This window comes from Spelaeicoccus albus (genome assembly GCF_013409065.1).
GTDB classification, from domain to species: domain Bacteria; phylum Actinomycetota; class Actinomycetes; order Actinomycetales; family Brevibacteriaceae; genus Spelaeicoccus; species Spelaeicoccus albus.
Genome location: NZ_JACBZP010000001.1, coordinates 3,288,932 through 3,308,720, shown reverse-complemented (window position 1 = coordinate 3,308,720; position 19,789 = coordinate 3,288,932). Strand labels below are relative to the sequence as shown.

At 56.5% G+C, this 19,789-nt stretch carries 16 protein-coding genes and 1 pseudogene; all 17 read right to left on the bottom strand.

The window, feature by feature from the left end:
- Nucleotides 1-773: 773 nt before the first annotated feature.
- Nucleotides 774-1,517, bottom strand: coding sequence for a sulfite exporter TauE/SafE family protein (locus tag BJY26_RS15365; RefSeq protein WP_179429074.1), 744 nt, complete (start codon nt 1,515-1,517; stop codon nt 774-776).
- Nucleotides 1,518-1,663: 146 nt separating this feature from the next.
- Nucleotides 1,664-2,413, bottom strand: coding sequence for an HpcH/HpaI aldolase family protein (locus BJY26_RS15360; RefSeq protein WP_179429073.1), 750 nt, complete (start codon nt 2,411-2,413; stop codon nt 1,664-1,666).
- Entirely contained in the window at nt 2,400-3,221 is an 822-nt protein-coding gene (locus BJY26_RS15355) for a creatininase family protein (RefSeq protein ID WP_179429072.1), read from the bottom strand. The genes BJY26_RS15360 and BJY26_RS15355 overlap by 14 nt, the downstream gene beginning before the upstream one ends.
- 70 nt (nt 3,222-3,291) lie before the next feature.
- Nucleotides 3,292-4,098: a carbon-nitrogen hydrolase family protein gene (locus BJY26_RS15350; RefSeq protein ID WP_179429071.1), complete on the bottom strand. Its 807-nt coding sequence runs from the start codon at nt 4,096-4,098 to the stop codon at nt 3,292-3,294.
- A 148-nt stretch (nt 4,099-4,246) separates the two neighbouring features.
- On the bottom strand, nt 4,247-5,170 hold the full coding sequence (locus tag BJY26_RS15345) for a LysR family transcriptional regulator (RefSeq protein ID WP_179429070.1): 924 nt from the start codon (nt 5,168-5,170) through the stop codon (nt 4,247-4,249).
- Between the two features lie 41 nt (nt 5,171-5,211).
- Nucleotides 5,212-6,861, bottom strand: coding sequence for a dipeptide ABC transporter ATP-binding protein (locus tag BJY26_RS15340; RefSeq protein ID WP_179429069.1), 1,650 nt, complete (start codon nt 6,859-6,861; stop codon nt 5,212-5,214).
- Complete coding sequence (locus BJY26_RS15335; RefSeq protein WP_179429068.1) at nt 6,862-7,713, bottom strand: ABC transporter permease; 852 nt, start codon at nt 7,711-7,713, stop codon at nt 6,862-6,864.
- Nucleotides 7,710-8,657, bottom strand: coding sequence for an ABC transporter permease (locus BJY26_RS15330; protein ID WP_179429067.1), 948 nt, complete (start codon nt 8,655-8,657; stop codon nt 7,710-7,712). Before BJY26_RS15330 ends, BJY26_RS15335 begins: the two co-directional genes overlap by 4 nt.
- A gap of 21 nt (nt 8,658-8,678) precedes the next feature.
- Nucleotides 8,679-10,010, bottom strand: a complete 1,332-nt coding sequence (locus tag BJY26_RS15325) for an ABC transporter substrate-binding protein (RefSeq protein WP_179429066.1) — start codon at nt 10,008-10,010, stop codon at nt 8,679-8,681.
- Nucleotides 10,011-12,069: 2,059 nt separating this feature from the next.
- Nucleotides 12,070-12,867, bottom strand: a complete 798-nt coding sequence (locus BJY26_RS15320) for a DUF6602 domain-containing protein (protein WP_179429065.1) — start codon at nt 12,865-12,867, stop codon at nt 12,070-12,072.
- Between the two features lies 1 nt (nt 12,868).
- Nucleotides 12,869-13,357 carry a M67 family metallopeptidase gene (locus BJY26_RS15315; RefSeq protein WP_179429064.1) on the bottom strand — a complete coding sequence of 163 codons (489 nt, stop codon included), beginning with the start codon at nt 13,355-13,357 and terminating at the stop codon, nt 12,869-12,871.
- The gene (locus tag BJY26_RS19620; RefSeq protein WP_179429063.1) at nt 13,354-14,757 is read right to left on the bottom strand and encodes a ThiF family adenylyltransferase; all 1,404 of its coding nucleotides are present in this window, start codon (nt 14,755-14,757) and stop codon (nt 13,354-13,356) included. The genes BJY26_RS15315 and BJY26_RS19620 overlap by 4 nt, the downstream gene beginning before the upstream one ends.
- Nucleotides 14,754-15,731: a nucleotidyltransferase domain-containing protein gene (locus BJY26_RS15305; RefSeq protein ID WP_179429062.1), complete on the bottom strand. Its 978-nt coding sequence runs from the start codon at nt 15,729-15,731 to the stop codon at nt 14,754-14,756. Before BJY26_RS15305 ends, BJY26_RS19620 begins: the two co-directional genes overlap by 4 nt.
- Nucleotides 15,732-15,946: 215 nt before the next feature.
- A pseudogene (locus tag BJY26_RS19750) lies at nt 15,947-16,168 on the bottom strand (transposase); the annotation flags it as partial.
- Nucleotides 16,169-17,177: 1,009 nt separating this feature from the next.
- Nucleotides 17,178-17,846, bottom strand: coding sequence for a TVP38/TMEM64 family protein (locus BJY26_RS15295; RefSeq protein WP_237248776.1), 669 nt, complete (start codon nt 17,844-17,846; stop codon nt 17,178-17,180).
- A 164-nt stretch (nt 17,847-18,010) separates the two neighbouring features.
- The gene (locus BJY26_RS15290) at nt 18,011-18,448 is read right to left on the bottom strand and encodes an NmrA family NAD(P)-binding protein (RefSeq protein WP_179429060.1); all 438 of its coding nucleotides are present in this window, start codon (nt 18,446-18,448) and stop codon (nt 18,011-18,013) included.
- A complete protein-coding gene (locus BJY26_RS15285) occupies nt 18,403-19,734 on the bottom strand; it encodes an enolase C-terminal domain-like protein (protein ID WP_179429059.1) in 1,332 nt (443 codons plus the stop codon). Before BJY26_RS15285 ends, BJY26_RS15290 begins: the two co-directional genes overlap by 46 nt.
- Nucleotides 19,735-19,789 lie beyond the last annotated feature (55 nt).

Here is a 19,789-nt window from a genome sequence, read left to right as displayed (position 1 = left end):
ACGAGTTCGCGACTACAGAGTGAGACCCCAGGGGTGTTCTGAATCGACGTCGACGTCTAGTCTGCTTTTTCGTTGAAGACCGGCGCTCTCCTGTCCCCATTTGTGAGCCAAAGCCTCTCACACACATTCCATCGGGCGCGGCGGATGAGAATAGTGGTGTCCGCCAGACGGGAGTGCCCTACGCGTCACGGGCAACCCTCTCTCGTGTCCACCAAACCGGGTACGTTCCAGTGCGTGCTCGACTGATAACCCTCGTGACGATTCTAAGTATGGTTCCAAGCCGGACCAAACATTGCTGGAGCGTCTGGAGCGGTTCATGTAATGACCAAGGGAGAGGCGGAAGATGTTCGTGTACTGGTAGGGCAGAGCATCTCTTGTACGCATGAACTGGACCACGTATTTACCCCGTAGTTTCGTTGAAAAACAGGCTGTAATCAGTGTAAGAGCCTGAATGGTGGTTGGGCCCGTCATTCCGCGTCATTGCAGAAAAATAGAGGGTTGGCGCAACTGCCCGCAAAGGCGCGAAAATTTGCTGAACAACAACTGTTCAGTATGGGTTCAGGATCTACTTTCGCCGGTGCTGAGTTCAGCGTCTTATCTAGTTTCATGCCGGGAGCGAAATTTCATCCCGGCTTCGAGCTTCCTTAAAAGCCTCACTCTACAAGGCTGCAGTGCCTACAATTCATCGGTGGGCGAGACGCCGTTAACGATGCAGCGTATGAAGCGTGTGAGGTCATCAAATTGGGTTGCTTAAAGCGGCGGTATCGCTGAAGTCACGTTGTGAGCGCAACAAGAGCTCTGCCCGTTGTCACTAGCGAGCCCAGCACAGCAATTGCGACGACGACACGCCTCGACGTTCTTGAGCTGAGACACATGGCCACTTGTCTGCCGACAATGAGTCCTGCTACGCAGCCGATTAGAGCTGGTATAGCGACGACGGCGCCTGGTGAGTGGTGCCCGCTTGCATTGAACATCGAGTATTTTGCTGCGACCGCGCCGGCATCGACGAGAAGGAAATATGGCTGAAGGGTGGCGACGAACATGCGATGCGGCCATCCGGCTGAGAACGCGTATGCGCTGACTGCTGGTCCCGCGACTCCTGCGGTCGTGTTCATAAAGCCGCTGATAAAGCCGGAAACGCTTTCGACGGCAACGGAGCGATGTAACCTAATTCGCAGATTAAAGCTCATTGCACAGCAGCATGCGAGCAACAGTATCCCAACCAGCAGCTCAATCCATGGACTCGATGCGATCGTCAATATGTAAGCACTTGGCACTGTGATCACCAACGCTGGTATTGCTAGACGCAGGACATGTTGCCATGAAATATCCCGAAAAGTCGTGCCGATGATCACCAGACTCGTCATTCCACTCGCGATATTCACGAGCGTTACGGAATTCACCGGACCGAGGATCCACAAGAGCAGCGGCACGGCCACAAGGGAGAACCCCATCCCGGCTACGCGCTGGACGCACGCCGCGATAAGCATGATTAGCGATACGCCAACTGCAGTCATCACCTGGGTTGTTCTCCTTTCAATCCGGGTGATGGCTGCCGCCAGCGTGGCGCCGACATATCTGGCAGGGCCGCGGCGCGTGCCACTGCGTCAGACGTCAGCAGTATCACTTACTTGCAGTGTTGGCGTGGAGTTACAGCGACTCTCTACACTCCTTCGATAGACCGCATCTCGTCGATAGAGTTTGTAAACCCAGATCGTAAGGCTTCATGTTCCATGGTGAGGATGATGGTTCCCGCGTCGAGCCGATATGCGAGCTGTTTTTCTGCGTGTGTCCACGCCGGCATGATCCAAGGCTTGCTTGCAGATGCACAGGCTTTCGCGATGGCTTCAATGTCGGTGAAGTCGTCGGCGTCAGCTGAGTATGCGCCACGATTACGCCGTAACGACAGGTCGGATGGCCCGACGAAGACCCCGTCGACCGTGTCGAGCGCGGCGATGGCTGATACGTCGTTGAACGCGCCGGCATCTTCAATCATGGGGTAGACCGCCGTCCGACGATTTTGGCGTTCGTACCATGATTGGTCGGTGGGCCCGTATCCACAGGTTCGTCCACCTGCGAAACTCCGGTCACCAAGGGTTGGAAATTTTCCCATTTGGGTGATGTAACGGGCGTGTTTTTCGTTCTCTACGTGTGGTATCGCGACCGCATCGGCTCCAAAGTCGAGTGCTTGTTGGATAGGGCCACGCTCAGGTGCCAGCACTTTGGCGATGACTGTCAAACCGAGCAAGCGAAGGAAAGGTATATATCTTTCGAGAGCTGCTAGGTCGAAGGATCCGTGTTCTATGTCGAGTACAACTGCGTCGTACCCCGCTTGCTGCACAATTTCAGCTTCGGCGAAGTTGGGCGTTGAAAACCAGGCTGCGAGTGATGGGTGTTGATTACGGCCGGACATCGCACGCTCCATTCTGTGTGTTCTTGTTATATTCGCGGACGTAGTCACAGCAAAAACCCATGACTCTTTCGATCCAGAGTTCACCCATGGCTTGGGTGCCTACTGTTGGATCACCAGACACGCCCGTGTCGCTAATTTCCGAAAAGTCCCAGAACACTGTTCCAGGAACCGAGTTGTTGCCGATCTTTGCCTCGGTATAGCTTGTAGGGTTCCATCCAGCGAGTTGCGTAAAGGGACGCTTCACGGCGCTGTCGCTGTGGACTTGTTCGGGGAACATCGCCAACATGGCGGAATGCTCGGGTTCTGCTCCGTGCCCGTATACGGCACTTGCGTCATCGTAGGCGTCGCGCATGAGACCGTACCCGAGTTGCCACGGGTATAGGTGACCGACCAGGATGCCGTGCCCTTGCCGGGCATCCAGGGATGCCGAGGTGATGGGCGCTACATTGCCACCGTTATTGTCGATGAGGACGATGCGTCGAAAACCGGATGCGACGAGCCCATCCAGAATTTCGCCGACGACAAGGCGAAGCGTATTTTGAGCTAGGGAGAGGTTGCCTGCATAACCGCGAAATGTGGGGGAGTGGCCGTAATTCAAGGCGGGAGCCACCAGAATGTCAATCTCGTTTTTTAGCTGGGTCGCGATGTAGTTCGCTGACCAATCGGCAACGATAGAGTCCTCGTGAATCGGGAGGTGCGGTCCATGTTGCTCGATTGCGCCGATCGGTACGAGGATGATCGGGTCTTCGGTCGCGATTGATTTGACTTCGGTCCAGCTCATTTCGCCGAGTGATTGTGTGCGGTACATTGATTTTTGCTCCGTTCGTTGGTTTTTGCTGAATCGTCTGTCAGGTCAGGGGTGCTTCTCTTGGGTAGTGCTATGCCGCCGGAGTTACGGTGAACCGTCGGTTTGACAAGCTGGGGTTCGCTTTTCGCACTTGCGCGACGCGGGCCGCATCAATGGTGGCCACACCGAGTCCGATAGCTTCTGCGCCGTTCGAGATGACGACGCCCATCGGGTCGACAGTCATGCTCAGGCCGGTGCATGTCGGGCCGGTCTGCCCCACGCCTACGACATAGGCCGTGTTTTCAATTGCGCGCGCGCGAAGAAGTATCTCCCAATGGGTCTCCTTCATCGGACCTGCAACCCACGCTGCGGGAAGGATGATCGCATCGGCGCCAGCGTCAATGAGACACCGAGCAATTTCGGGAAATCTCAGATCGTAACAAGTGATCGCTCCGAAACGTACCCCGTCGAGGTCGAAGATGAGTGGCGCGGCATGGTCTGCTGCAATGACGGTGTCTGACTCTCGGTAGCCGAATGCATCGTAGAGATGAATCTTGCGGTATACGCCGTTGAGCTGGCCGTCCGACGTGACATGAACAAGCGTGTTGAAAGATCGAGTGTCTGTGTCGCAAATTTCGGTCATGCCCGCGACAACGTCGACTCCAAATTCGTGTGCAAACTCTGTCAGTTCGCTAACAAAATGCCCGGTGAGTGTTTCTGCTGCCTTACTCTTTTCAACGTCCGATGCATTCGCCGAACTGTACATGGAGTTCTCAGGCAATATTACTAATCGTGCGTCAGCTGTTGCCGCGTCTGCGATTAGAGTGCGTATCTGAGTAAGGTTTTCTTCTTTATCTGTGCCGGCTGCGAATTGGGCCGTCGCAACAGTTATGCTCATGATGGTTCTCCTTCATTTGGGTAGAGAGTGGTAGGGAAACGGCCGGTACTGGGATTGAATGCACCATTTGGCGAGGGCCCCTCAGGGATTTCCCGGGCGCTAGACCCAATACTCGCCGAGGAGTGGTAGCGTCTGGAGGCGCCCACACTTAGATTGGTGCTTCATGCACCTCGCTGTGTATCGCGCGCGTGTGGTCAATTGATTGTGTGGTAATTTTTGCCACGCAATGGTTGACGAATGCTTCAATCATTGCGCTACTTCTCTTGCTGTGCCAGCAAACATGCGATTCGAGCCTCACTTCGGGATCGACAAGTCGTTTATAGGAGATATTGCTTATTGCGAGTCGAGCGATTGATGCTGGGATGAAACTTATTCCTAACCCGGCGGAGACGAGGCCTACGTGGGACAGATAAGACCCTGGAGCGGTGAGCCCATTCGGTGAGAATCCGTGCTGCAGACACGCGACAACGAGCGCGTCGTGGTTCTCTGGAGCGGCTTCGCGTGGAATTGTGATAAGACGTTCATCTTTCAAATCGCCAAAGCTGATTTCGTCAGTTGAAGCGAGCCGGTGATCGCTATTGATGACGGTAAGGAACGGTTCGTCACACAAGGTAGTGTGCGCGAATCCGCCGACTTTCGGCGCCGAGTAAAGCAGCGCGACGTCAAGGCGCGCATCTGCGAGCTGCTCGCGGAGCACGGTTGTTGACTCATACGAGAGATCGAGATCGAGATCAGGTCTGCTATCTGCGAACGTCTTGATTATCGCTGGTACCGGGCCGTGCATGAGGGATGGGACAAGACCGACTCGAAGCGATCCCGCTCGTCCGCTCCTAGTCTCCGATATGAGACCGTCAATCCCTTGGATGGCATCGATAATGTTCCGTGACTTCGCGTAGAAATCCTTTCCCACGTGAGTCATTCGTAAGGGTCGTGTACTTCGGTCGAGAAGTCGCTCTCCGACTTCCTTTTCGAGCCGGCTGATCTGCTGGCTAAGAGCGGGTTGCGAGATTCCAAGATCGTCAGCCGCTTGGGCGAATGAATTGCATTCGACGACTTTGACGAATATTTCCATCCATCGCGTATCGATGATTTTCTCCTTCCGCTCGATCGTTTCTAGTGAACGTCTGCCGTCAGACGTTTGCGACGTCGCTGTCGTTGTTCCTCCGGGTCGGGAACTGGAGCAGCAGCAATGAGCCGACGCGTGTAATCCGAGTTCGGTGTGGCAAGGATCGTCCGGGCATTGTCCAACTCGACAATTTCTCCACGCTGGAGTACCGCGACTCGGTCGGCAAGAAGTTCGACCACAGCGAGATCGTGACTGATAAAGAGACAAGCGAATCCGAGCTTGATTTGTAGCTCTTGCAGCAAGTCCAAAACGGTCGCCTGGACTGACACATCGAGCGCGGATGTTGGCTCATCGGCGATCATCAGCAGTGGGTCAACGGCCAAAGCCCGGGCGATGCCTATGCGTTGGCGTTGTCCGCCGGAGAGTTCGTGCGGATATCTTCGCGCAGTGTCGCTGGGCATATCGACCAGGTTTAAGAGCGATTCCGCTCGGTCTCGCAAAGAAGTCGTTCGCGTCTGCAATTGCTTCCACCTCAGCGGGTCGGTGATGCTCCGCCAGACTGGCTGTCGAGGATTGAGAGAGGACGCAGGGTCCTGAAATACCATCGATACGCGACGGAGCGTCGCTCGGCGCTGTTTGCGGTTGGCGTAATCGACACGTTTACCATCAATGACAACGTCGCCATCGATGTCTTTGACGAGTCCCATTATCGATTTCCCAATAGAGGTCTTCCCCGATCCGGACTCTCCGACGAGACCGAGTATTTCACCGGGTCGAATGTCGAATGACACATCCATGACAGCGTGATTGTCGAGCTTTCGAGAACGTCCCCCGTACGTGATGCTTAATTTTTTGACGTCAAGAACGCGAGATTCAGCTTCGTTTGGGGCCGAAGCAGGCGCGAGCGTCTTTCCAAGGTAAGGAACCGACGCGAGCAAATGCTTGGTGTAGGGCTTCGCGGGATTCACAAAGAGTGTTTCGACATCGGCTTGCTCGACAATGGAGCCCTTTTCCATGACCACCACTCGCTTAGCCACATCCGCAACGACCCCCATATCGTGAGTGATGAGCAGCATAGACATATCTGATGTGGTTTGGAGCTCCAATAAGAGGTCCAGGATCTCCGCCTGGACAGTCACGTCCAATGCTGTGGTCGGTTCATCCGCAATAAGCAGGCGAGGACTGCCAGAAATGGCCATTGCGATCATTGCGCGTTGACGCTGTCCGCCTGAGAGCTGATGCGGGTATGCGTTGAGCTTCGTCTCTGGGTCCGGCATATGCACGGCTTTCATGAGGCGGAGTGACTCGCGTTTGGTCGATGCTTTGGGCACAGATTCAGTCCGGCGGAGCACGTCGGATAATTGAGCACCAATGGTGTACACAGGGTTGAGCGCGGTCATCGGTTCTTGAAAGATCATTGCGATGTCGCGTCCGCGCACAGACCTAAGCTGGGAAGCGCTTGCCGATACGAGATCCATTCCGTTGTACTCAATAGTCCCGTTCGTACGAGCATTGGGCGCGAGGAGGCCGAGAACTGACATCGCCGTCACGCTCTTTCCTGACCCGGATTCACCGACTAGGGCCAGCGTTTCCCCTTTGCGCACATCGAACGAGATGCCGTCGGTGACATTGACCCAATCATTGGCGATCTTGAAATCGATGGATAGGCCTTTGAACTGTAAAAGTGAATCCTTCAATTAATTCACCCTCCGGGGGTCGAGACGGTCGCGAAGCATGTCGCCAAGGACCGAGAAAGCCAAAATTGTCACGATTAAAACGATGCTTGGTATCAAGAGAGAATACGGATTCAGACTGATGTATCGCTGGCCGTCGGCGACCATCCCTCCCCACGACGCGGCTGGTGGAACGACGCCGAGTCCGAGATAGCTCAAGCCGGATTCAAGAAGGATGGCATCCGCCATAGTAAGCGACAGCTGCGCAATTATAGGTGCGGCCGCGTTCGGGAAAATTACTCGGAGTAATACTGTCCATATGGGGGCACTGAAAGCTTCCGCAGCTTCTACATACTCCTCGTGCTTGATCGAGATTACCTGGCCGTACGCGATTCGTGCGAATATCGGACTGAAAAGCACTCCCATGACAATGGTCAATGTCACCGGCCCAGGTCCATATATTGTCACTGCGAGCAGCGCAAGAACGATAGGCGGAAACGCCAATAACACGTCTACGATCACACGCATCGTCAGACCTTCGACAATCCGTCCGAAATAGCCGCCGAGGAGACCGAGGAATGAGCCGAGTACAGCCGCCAGCAGGGTCGTGCAAACTGCGACAATAACTTCAGTCTGGGCGCCAGCTATCAGGCGGGACAGGACGTCGCGTCCGAACGAATCAGTTCCAAGTAAGTGCCCCGCCGTTGCCGGCGGCTTCAGCCGGTTGACGATGTCTTGTTTGAGTGGGTCGTGGGGCATGATCCACTGTGCCAGACAGACAACCATGACGAGTATAGCGATGTATGTCAGAGCGAGGGTCCGAAAGACGGACACTCCGTGGCGGAGTCGGATCCGTGGCATAGTTGCAGTTGTCATCGAGCCACCCTTGGGTCGAGTAAGCCGTATAATAAATCGACTATCACATTGATGGTTATGAAAATGACCGCGATTACGATGACTATGCCCTGTACGACGGGATAGTCTCGGTGCGTCACACCATCAACAAGAAGTGAGCTAAGGCCCGGATAGTTGAAGACTTGCTCGACGAGCACCGTTGAGCCGAGTAGTTTGCCGAACTGTAGGCCGACTACTGTCACAACTGGATTCAGGGCGTTGCGCAGAATGTGCTTCCGGAAGACTTGAAACGGGTGGAGGCCAAATGCAGCCGCAGTTCGGACCCAATCACGCTGCTGTACCTCTAAGACGGATGATCGTGTCATCCTCGCAACGTTGGCGATGAATGGCAGGGCTAGCGTCACCGACGGCAGGATAAGTAACTTCAGATGTGCAATCGGGTCCGACCAGCCAACGTATCCGCCTGCAGGGAGCCAGTTCAGCTGTATCCCGAAAAACAAGATGAGCAGCACACCGGCGACGAATACTGGTAAGGCAATGCCGATGCTACTCAACATTGTGATGACGCTATCGATCACGCCTCCAGCTCGTGCCGCGAGAGTCCCGAGGGTTACCCCGACGAATACCGCGATAACCGTGGCGAAAACAATGAGTTCCAAGCTACGTGGCAGTCTCTCCGCGACGGCCTGCGAAACGGACTGTCCGTCGACGTAAGACGTGCCCAAGTTTCCAGTCACGGTATGTCTGAGGAAATCCCAGAACTGGACACCGAGTGGTTCGTTCAGACCGAGAAGGACTCGCATCTTATGTATCGCTTGAGGGCTCGGTGCGCTACTACCCGAGGAAGAGAGCAATATCGCCGCTGGGTCACCAGGGACCATGTGAATTGCGAGGAAGATCAGAGTCAGCACCAGGAAAGTTAGCCCGATGCCGACGCCGATCCTCTTCGAAATGAACTGGGTCATTCTAGTTCGCTCCGCTGTTCGTTACTTAGTCATGTGGACGTCGGGGAACGAATATCCGCCGTAGAATGTAAGGAATCCAGGCAGGTTCTTAAAGCCCTTGACCTTCGAGCTGTAGGCAAATGCTTGCGACCGTGTGTTCAACGATGCAAACGGAACATCGGTCTTTATAATTTGCTGAGCTTTGCCATATGCGGCCTTCTTCTCTGTCGGTGTCGACGCGCGAAGTCCTGCGAGCAAGGCAGCGTTGAGCTTCGGGTTGTCGTAACCGTAGCTGTTGTTGTAATTTGCTGGGCCGGATACGTGACCCATCAAATAAGAGGGGTCGGTGATTCGTCCTGCTCCGCCGGATACTGCCAGGTCGTAGTCGCCCGAATTGCCCTTTTTGGTCCGCGTGGCCCAGTCTGGAGAATCCATCTTGACGTCAATTCCAATGGCCTTCAGGTCCGATTGGACGGATAAGCCGAGATCCTCGAGGAACTGGTATTGCGATGTGGTCAACAACGTAGCTTTGAATCCGTTTGGGTATCCAGCTTGGGCAAGGAGCTTCTTTGCCTTAGCAGGATCGTGGCTCCACAGATTGGCGTATTGCGGGTCGTACGCTGGGTCGCTCTTTGGAATGACTACTCCGTCGAGAGGCTTGCCATGTCCTTGGAATGCTGCGGCAACGCTATTCTTACGGTTAACGGCGTATGCGACAGCCTGACGGACTTTCGGGTTGCTGAACGGCTTCTTCGTGACGTTAAACTGCACGTATTGGAACGGGCCCTGCTGGCCGGCTACCGTAACGCCTGGCGTCTTCGCCAACTTGTTCCAGTTTGGCCAGGGCACGTAGTCGATTAGGTCGACGTCGCCGCTGGTCAGAGCGTTGACTCGGGATTGGGCGTCAGCATAGAATTTCATTTCGATTTTGTGAAGTTTGACTGACTTTGCTCCGTAGTACTTCTTGAATTTGACGAAAGTCATTCCAATGCCCGGCTGATATTTAGTCAGCTTGAACGGTCCTGCGCCAATTTTGTTCGATGTCGTTTTGTTGAGCGAACTCTTGGGAACGATCGCCGCTGTCGGGACGGCGAGCCATTGAAGGAAAGCTGTGTCTGGTCCATCCAGATGAACAGTGACAGAGTGCGCACCGGTATCGATCGATTCAATGTATTTCAGGCCCGTATAGAGTCCGGAGCCCGTCTTTTTGTCTCCGTAGTATTCAAGATTCGTCTTCACTATTGCGGGTGTGACGCGCTTGCCGTTCTGGAATTCAAGATGCTTGCGTAATGTGAATACGTACGTCTTCGGGTTCGGGTTCTTGACGGATTTAGCGAGACCCGGAATGAGCTTGCCATTCGCGTCGTATGCCATCAAACCCCGGTGGATCAGAGATAGCACGGTATCGACGGCGGCTCCTTGATCTGTCCCGGTGATGAGTTTTGGGATCTTGTTCGAGATGCCGAAGCGGATTACCTGGGCTCCCGATTGTCCGCTGGCACTGGAAGTCGAGCTGTTTGACGAACAACCAGTAAGTGCTAGCGCCGTGACGGACAGTGCCGCGATAGTAAGCGAGATTGACCGTCGTGGCCTTGTTCGAGACGTTTGCCGTGACCTTGGATCGTGCGAAATGTTGCGTTGCATCTGAACCTCCGAACTGCCTTGTACGAAGTAGCTGAGTAATGCGGGCAAAGGTTCGAGGCCAGCGTGGTTTACTTCCCCGAATCGGGGGCGTTCATTCCGCGGTCGGCGGGTGGCGAACGCCGCTTACACAACGAGCATTACTTATAGATTATTGTGTTGTCAATAGGTTCACAACAAAGTTATGTTGATTCGGCTGGCGAGGCTTTGGGTCGAGTCCTCGCTGAAGAAAAGGGCCGAGTATCGCTCATAACCATGGTTCAAACCCTGTACTTAGCCCGTACTTTCGCGGTAAAACAGTCCACATCTAGTGCAAGGCGATGCCGAACGCTGACTCCGTTCCAGCTGCGGCACTACAGGGGAGTAGCGGTCTCGTTCAAGGTGCGAGCAAACTATGCAATATGCCTGATCCAGAACAGAAGGCTCTGGGTCTATGTCGGCCAGTTCTTCGTCAGTGATCGCTAACGGACTCGGCATTTCCGCCTCTGCGCGCGCCGAGCCCACATACCGATCAATTTCAGCCTCTCCCGAACCTTCTCCGTAATTGAATTGTTGAAACCATCCCGATATGAGCACGGCGCTGAGTGATCGCTCACGAGAACATCCCACGTACATGTTTGTGGTGAACTTCGAATCTGGCGTCCTTCTATATCCTCAAAAGTGACGGGGCCACTGCGGGTAATTTGGAGCACGGTGATCCGCCGTATAAATGCTGATTTGCTCGATTGGGCCGGGCGAAGAGAACTGCGGCCATGGTTGGTTTGAACGCACAAATGATCGTGGCACTGCTTCGCGACCCAGGCATGGCCGGACCGTTACACGATCGACCAAATTAAGCCGCTGACCAGCAAAATTGGCGAATCGACAACGCAACCCCTTAGTCGATCAGTGTCTGGCAAGACGCTAAAGCTCGAGGGGATGTGTCCCGATCCAGGGGTTCGTGCTGGTCAGAGTGTGTTTTATGTCGTGAATGCAGTCTGCCTAGTACGCATCTGGTGGTTGTGTCGGTCTAATAGCGACTGTGCTGTTTCTTACCTCGGCTTCTCTTCTAGCGATGGGATCTGGATCCCATACTTACAGACTTCTGTTGTTGAAAAATAGGGCATGCCTGGCGCCAGACGATACAAAGCATCGAATCTGTTCCATCCGCGCCATTGCAGAGGAGTAGCGGTCTCGAGCAAGCTGCGGGCTAATAGTACTTAACGCTTGATCCAACAACAGAAGGATAGGATTTCGCGCTCTATCTGATACTTGGCGAAACGATACTTTTCATTTGCCGACTGTAGAAGCGTACGGGTGGGGAACCAGCCGTGTTGAACGGGAGAGCGAATAAGTTGATGGTCGCGGCGCTCCCAATCTGGGATGTGTGAAGCCGAATGGATACGTGATTGAACGTCGGCAATTAGAACGGTCGTGTTGTCCCGGCTGACCTGAGCGGATCAGAGCGGACCACGGCGCGCCAGCCCGAGCCGTGGGCTGCTGAGAGCCGGTGGCGCGGGTCAGCGGACGACGCAGATGCTGAAAGGTGTGTCTTGGAACTTCGGGTCGCCGACTCGACGCGCCCTGGCCACGAAAAACTCTGACGTCACCAGCTATGCAGGGACTCGAGCGCATCAGGTTCTCCGCGTCGCTGAGACCCTCATTCCATTCGTCGACCGTGCAGCAGACGACTGCATCAGCCGCTTTGGCGCAGAAGAACTAGCCGCGTATCGATGTGTCAATCTGCGGGACGGGCTCGCTACCGACTCAAGATCCTCGTTGCAAAAGATGAACTATACCGACTTTGATGACCTCAGTTCTGGTCTATGTCCGCGTAGTTGGAAACCGTGATTGATTTGAGCGACTCCTCGTACACGTTCAGGTCTACTGCGAGCGCCGTGCCGGTGGCTTGCAGGCGCCGGAACAGCCGCATTGCGAACGAGATCAGTTGTACACCAGGCTCGCTGAAGGTCAGACCAGGTGTGAGTAGCTCGCTTCTGGTCGATGTAGGGACATTGTCGAATGCGACGTCGTTAAGTGCTAACCCGAGATCCAGGTGCCGGGCATCGGTATGCTTCCTAATGTTCTGACGACCGGAGGCCGAGGCCACTCCCTTCTTCCATTTCACGCGAAGAGCGACGATGCCCCCGACGATCGGTCGGTCCGCGGGCTCGGGCCCCTTCTGGATGCCATATATATCGACGATTGGAGCTGATGTGCGATGGAGCTTTCGGACGCTTTCGATCTTCTTGGCTGCGTACTCGAGGTTTTTGGCGTTGATTTCTTGCTTCACTTCGAGTGCCGCGTACACGCTCTCGACAGGGACGTAACGGTTGCCTCCTGCTTCGAACCAGAGGGGTGAGTACTGGCGGTCATAGATGGCGAGGTCGATTTGCTCGCTCCGGGCGCCCTTGGCGTCGAGGGCAAAGATTGGGCCGGCCTCGTATCGGCCTGGCAAGAAGGACTTGAGCATCCTGACCCAGTTTGCTTCGGAGGCGTCACCGATCGCTGTCGGATGGGTGGTGAACTCCAACGGTATCTCTAGCTCAGCGGACATGGCCTTCTGCCGCTGAAGAAAGGCTCTCTTCAGATCGAACTGTGTATCGGTCATCTTACGCACTGCGGGCCCTTTCGACGGTGATCGTTCTTTCTCTCCTGATAGCCACGTGGGCGCCTTGGTGGCCAGCCCAGGCGATATGGGCTGTGCTCGAGCCGCCGTTTGTCGCGAGGACGATAAATGCCAGCGGCCCCTGCGTTGCTGCTGCGCTGGCGGTAAATGTCTCGAAGTCTGTTTCGCTCGGTGGCGCGAGTGCCGGGTGTGTGTGCCAAGCTCCGACGTAGCCTTCTAGAGGTTCGGGCGTTGTCCGCAAATAGTGTTTCAACACCATGGTGGCCTCCTTGGTATCTATCTCGAACCGATTGGTCCTCGGGTGCGATGTGCCCAGGCGGAGCCATCTGCGCACGACAACGCGATCTCCGTCTCGCCACCCGATCAAGAGGCCGCCCGTTTCATATGGAAGTGCGGTTTTCGCGGCATCGTTGAGTTCGGCAATGATGTTCACCGCAATTTCCACCTTCGCATCGAGGTCGGCCCTGGTCATGTTTGTTCGCGTAGTTCTGACATAGCAGTCTCGCCAACGAGCATGGCTGTCGCGATCCGACACGTCATCCCGGCGATTTCCATCACGGCGAAAGGGGGCGTTGTGGAGATAGGGTCTCCACACCCTGACTCGACACCGTCAGCGGCGGCCGGCGGCAGCTCTTGCGGTACCAAACGGTCATCTGCCGCTGAGGGCAGGATCTCAACGACCTTCGATCGACCCTGGTTCGCCAGGTAGGTGGAAAGCACCGTCCTGCCGGCGAGACGCCCGGCTTCGGTGAGAAGCTGGGTGACCACCTCGTTAGCAGTCGCGTCAATGACCAGATCAGCCGTGTTGACGATGCGGATTGCGCATGTGAGTGAATCAACCCTGAAGGGAAACGCCAAGACGGTGGCTCCCAGGGTCCGTGCCATCGCCTCTGCCTTGGGCTTACCGATAAAGGCGCAGCTGGCGGCATGGCGGGCGAGATTGCCAGGACGAAGCCGTTCGACGTCCACCAGAACGAGATCTCTCAGGCCTGCCCGGAAGAGTCCCTGGGCGACGAACGAGCCGACGGCGCCGACACCCACGACCGTCACGACTTTCTTGCGGAGATCCGAACTCTGGAATCCGGCGCGAAGGGCCATCGTTCGGGGGCTTCGTGACGCGCAACTCACTGACCTGAGTTTTAGCTCGGTAGGCTGTCCTCCGGGCACGGGGACCAGACCCAACAATCCTTGATGGTCGGCGCGGGCGTAGCGGACGAGCAGGACATCCGCTCGGTGTTCGCGTAGTTCAGTCTCGATGTTGACAGAGTCCTCAAGCAGGGCGGAGAGTTGTGCCCACGTTCGAGGTGGTGCCTCGATCTCTCCGATGTCAGCCACCAGTCCGTAAAGGTGCTTGTGGCTTCGAGGCCGTTTTCGCGGCGGCGCCTCGTATCCCGATTGAACGAGAGTTTCCGGTCCCGAGCGATCGAATCGTGCCCAGTAGGTCTTGCCGCCAGGTAGTTCGTCGTGAACAAGGAGTGCGAAGCGGGTGTTCGGTTCCCAGTACCTCTCAAGGTCGAGGTCGGGAGTGTCGCCAATCCAACCCGTCTCGTCGTTCTCTAGCCACTCGCGCACTTTCGCGAGGAAAGCGCCGTGGGCGAACCACGGAAACGCTCCCGGGCTTGACTGCGAGTACAGGCAGAGCGAGCCATCCGCGTTCTGGTGCCACGAGAGCGGCTTGTCGCCGACGAGTAGGACTCGTGGTGGAAAAGTAGGGTAGGGCGAGCTGAAGTCGACCTTCACCTGCCAAGCGGCATTTGGGGTACGGATCTCGCCTGTCCACGAGTCCTCGTCGACTGGTAAAAACCCATGCATCTCAAGCTCGTAGATGAGATCGTTGTGTGCGGAACGGAAGAACTCATCGACTTCAGTCACGCGAACTTCTGGTTCCCTCCCGGCACGGTACGGTCTCCCGCCACCAGCCGCGACTTAGTGCTGCCGTCTACATTGCAGTCGACGGGTAGCGGGTAGACGACTTCTCCGTCGGAGTTCTTACCGAGCAGTCGGTGGAAGGTCGCCTCGGCTGCACATCGCGGGGCGTTGCGTGCGCGATCCGCTTGCGCTGCGGCTGCCTTGAACGCGTCCGCGGCGGTCAACCATTCGTCGTCAGTCGCTCTGAACTTAAGGAGTTCGCCCGGCCGTGTCGGGTCGGGGATCTCCTGTCCGTGGCGCACCTTCGCATCAACTACCTGTGCTACCCCGTTAAGCGCGCTGACGTAGAAGTCGCGCATAGTGTCACCAAAAACCTGTCCGCCGGTGCAAGCGGTGTACAGGGCCAGTTCGACGAACAGTCCGCCCGGATGATCGTCGATCAACGTCCGCCGCGTCTGTCGAATCAGTTTCACGCCCGGGACGTAAAGTTCTCCCAGTGCAGTGTTCATCTCGGATGACAGTTGCGTCAACTTGTCGGGATTAGTCTCCTGCCAGCCGGAGTCAGGATCTTCATGGTTGGGGATCTCCCAGAACCGGCCGGCGGGGCGCGCAGGAACCGCGTCGACATGGAGGCCATTCCACGTGGGGTTCTCTACGCTCAGTGATCGAGCCTGTCGAGTAATATTGTCTTCACCATACTCATCGGACAGGACACGGAAGAACTCGTTCAGAGCCGTGGAACCCGAGACGTCATGGGGAACGCTCTCGAGCCGACAGAAGACATCGACGTCCTTGATCCGCCGAATGGAAACCTGTCGTTTGTACGAACCGATAAGAATTGAATTGATACCCCAATCGCTGAGTAGTGAGTCTCTCTCGAGAACCTCACGTACCTCCAGGTGGGCACGGCTCGCCGCTTCCTTGTCGACCCGTTGAGGTTCAACCGCGCCCTGTGCAGCATCGAATCCGGTGGTCATTCACCCTCCATCGTTAGATGCTCCGAACTTTACGGCAAAGCACCGACATTACGACAGCAAACTGCTAGGCTTTGTCGGTTCTCGTACCACCGCGGTTCCGCCGGGTCTCACACCTGTCCCGCATGCTTGCCCGAAAATCAAAGAATTGTGCGAGATGTGGTTTCTCGGAACGACGCCTCCTAACTGGAGACCCAGACGACAGTAACCGAAATTGGTTACGAGACATCAGGATAACGCCACGAGCTCAGTAAAGAGAGCGCCATTATCCCGTGGCGACTCATAGTCATTACCGTCTGACCGGATTTGCGCAGCGAAATGATCATGTCATCCAGGCCACCGAGCCACCGGGAGCCCTTGGGCACCAGGCGCGAGATGAATAGGCGGTTGCGGCCGCGTGGGATCGTCAGATCAACGGCACCAGTGCTCGTGTCCAGGGCCTTCGAGAAGCTGACGTTTCATGGGTTCGCGGGTGCATAAGTCCCCGCAGGCGCTCGTGGTCCCCTTGGCGATGAATTGGAATACTTATTCGGTCAGGTTGGCGATGTGTTGTAGCGATCGTTTGGACACTTTCTCTCCGCTCCTGGGGCCCGTAGGGTTAGCGAATCGTTGGAATGCTGCTTGTCGACTCAGCCCGAGGGATTTTCGGATTTCTGCCCATATCTGTCTTTGCTGGCGTGATGTCGTTACGACGTTGTGAAGGTGCTGGCGGGCGAGTTCCAGTCCGATCTGTGCCTGATGGAATTCATTCATTAGACGCGCCAACTACCGGTTGACCTATGTGTCAACTATTGGTGGACTACTTCGAGAGAAAGAGCCAGACTACACACCGTTTCCCTTCGGGGGCTGGCGCCGCAGGCCGAACGATGTGTGGTGCGGTTCTCCGCGTCGGTAATTGACGCGCGTGGCCAGGTATCGCCGTAACGGGAACACCTTATGGTGATCGTTTCGTACGGGGCGGTGCTGCGATCGAGTCCGTGACGCTGCATCAGCCTGACATCGTCAAGAGCGGACCATGGGTGTAGTTGTAACGATCCGTGGCGGGTCGACGATAGCGGAGAATCGTTTGCGACGATCGGCGCGGAGCAAGCCTTCCCAAGCCGAATCGGCGTCCGTTGAACGATATAAGCCTCTGACCAGTGACAACGCCAAAATTGGACACACCTCCTTTAGATTGCGGTGTTGGGGAGCAATTTGGCGATTTTGGCGGTGATGTCGGTGGGGGCAGATAACGATTATGGGCATCCGGCGCCGGAAACGCTATCGATGTTGGCCGGGATAGGAGCGCCGACGTACCGGACCAATCGGTGCGGGTCGATCGCGCTTACGTTCGATCCGCAGCCGGCAGTGAGTACTCAACACGACTGCCACGGCGCCGAAGCCTGCCACCGCGCCGGTCCGGCTCGTAGCCAAGCGCATAGAAGCACGTAGAGGAAGGCGACAACCAATTTACTCATTCACGGGTTCGGACGGCCCTGTGTTGCGGGTCGAGCGCCAACGACGAAATGCGATCATAGTCAGCACGATCACCAAAGTCCAGAAAATGGCCACGGCGACGCCGTTCACGATGCCTGGGTTAGCGATGAACGCGCCCACGGCAACGAGGGACAGCTGACCCGGTAGTGCAGAGATGGTGGTGGCGCTGAGGTACTCGCGGCTACGTACGCCGAGGGCGCCACTTCCATAATTCACCGGCCAGTAGGGGAATCCCGGCATCAGGCGCATTGTGCAGACTGCGTAAAAGCCACCGTTGGCGAGCCGGTCCTCAACCACTTCAGCGTGTCCGCCCAGCAGCCGCATCACCGTCGTGCGTCCCAGCGCACGGGCGACCCAGTAGCCGGCATAGCACCCGATCACGACGCCGACCATGGAGAGAACGGTTCCGAGCGGCAGGCCAAATGCCATCCCTCCGGCGACTGCCACGATCGTCACCGGAATCGGAGTTGCCGCAACGACCGCATACAACAGGACGAACGCGCCCAGGCCCCAGCCGCCCAGATCGGAAATGTCCGCTTGGAGCGAGTCAAGTGAAGGCAGCCGAACGTTGAACGCTAGCCACACCGCTCCCAGGGCCACAAGGACGAGCACCACGTTACGCAGGATTGATGCCCACGGCACCCGTGCAGTTTTACGAGAGCCCGAAGGGACGGGCGAATCAGCGTTCTTCGGCATCCCTCCACTTTACGGTTCGGTGACGCATCAGTCGGGCGGCAGATATTCGATCGCGTAGCGCGGGCCAAGCTTGATGGCCACAGCGAGTTTGTCTTCCGTCTCTTCGACACTCAGGTCGGGCAGGGAATTGCGGCTTGGAAGCGGTTGTCTCCATGCGGCAGGGCATCGTCGCTGTTGGGGCGACGAATGGCGATGTTGCGTCGTAGATCGTCCGCGTCAACGCTTGCCGTTACCGGCGTATCAGCCTGTCGTTCGGCGCTGCCGCTCAGCTGTCGTGCCGGGTGCGAGGTCGGATCACCGACGAGCGCCCGTACCTGCGCGTTCTTTTCCAGTAGCGCTAAAACAACGGCGTATCCCGGCCGGCCAGTGGAGCCGAGAGTCGCCAGGGGCGGTGTGTCGTTGCGACGTTGTTGGTTGTCTTTGAAAAACTCGTCTCCAATCGTGAGGATTCGCGGTCGGAGCCCCGCAGCTATTAGCGAGCAGAAGAGATAATAGGTTTGTGTCAATTCTCGTTCGTCGCGCGAAGTGAACCTTGCTGACGCTGCCATCCCGCACCGACCGGATACGTCCACTTAGTGACCGAGTCTGGCTTGATTTCCGCGCCGGTTCCCGGCTGTGACGGAGCTTCATATCGGCCCTGATTGAGCCTGACGGGCGTGGCCATGTGTTCGTGCAGGTGGTCGACGAACTCGATCATGCGGTTTTCCCGAGTTTGCGAGACTACCGCGTAATCGAAAAACGAAAAGTGTTGCACGAGTTCACAGAGGCCGATTCCTCCTGCATGCGGGCAGACGGGAACGCCGAAACGGGCTGCAAGTAGAAGATTTGCCAGATTCTCACTTGTCCCGGCTACCCGCGTAGCGTCAATTTGCAAGTAATCGATGGCCTCCGCTTGCAGGAGCTGCTTGACCATTATCCGGTTATGCGCCGCTTCACCCGTCGCCACTGGGATCGGGGCAATTTCCTGGCGGATACGCGCGTGCCCGAGTACGTCGTCTGGGCTTGTCGGCTCCTCAACCCAGTGAATATCGAATTCGGCTAGTTCATTGATCCAAGCTGCGGCCCCATCCGCTTCCCAGCGTTGGTTTGCATCGATGGCGAGCGCGACGTTTTCGCCGATTGTTTTGCGGGCCAACTCCAGTCGATGCCTATCGTCGATGAGCTCTCCGCCAACCTTGAGCTTGACCATCGAAAAGCCATCTGCGACTGCCTGCGCGGCAAGCCTTTGCATCTTGTCATCGGAGTAACCCAGCCAGCCTGGGCCGGTCGTGTACGCAGGATAGCCGGTTGCTTTGAGCTCCGCGATGCGTTCGGCTTTGCCGTGTTGTCCGGCCTCCAGAATTTCGAGGGCTTGCGATTCCGTCAGAGCGTCTCGAATATGGCTGAAGTCGATGACGCTGACGAGTTCTCGCGGAGTCATCTCGGCAAGGAGCTGCCACAACGGTAGTCCCGCCCTGCGTGCCCGGATATCCCACAATGCGTTGATTACGGCGCCCGCTGCCATGTGTGTCACTCCTTTTTCGGGGCCGAGCCAACGCAATTGGGAGTCGTGAATGAGATTTTGGGATACTTCCCCCAGTCGCTCGAGCATCCATTCAACGGGCTTGGCGGGCAGCAGTTCAGCGACAGTTTCAATGGCACGACACATGAGGTCGTTTCCCCGGCCTCCCGTGAACACAAACGCGTGGCCGACCGGCCATTCAGGATCGTCCGTCAGAAGGGTCAGATATGCTGCCGAATGGTCTGGATTCGTGTTGACGGCATCGGAACCATCCAGGTCGATGGAGGTGGGAAACCGTACATCGCTGGTTTTAATAGCGGAGATAAACGTCATGATTAACCCTTAGAGAGACTGCCGGTTTTCACACTACGTCGCAACGAAAGCGGGT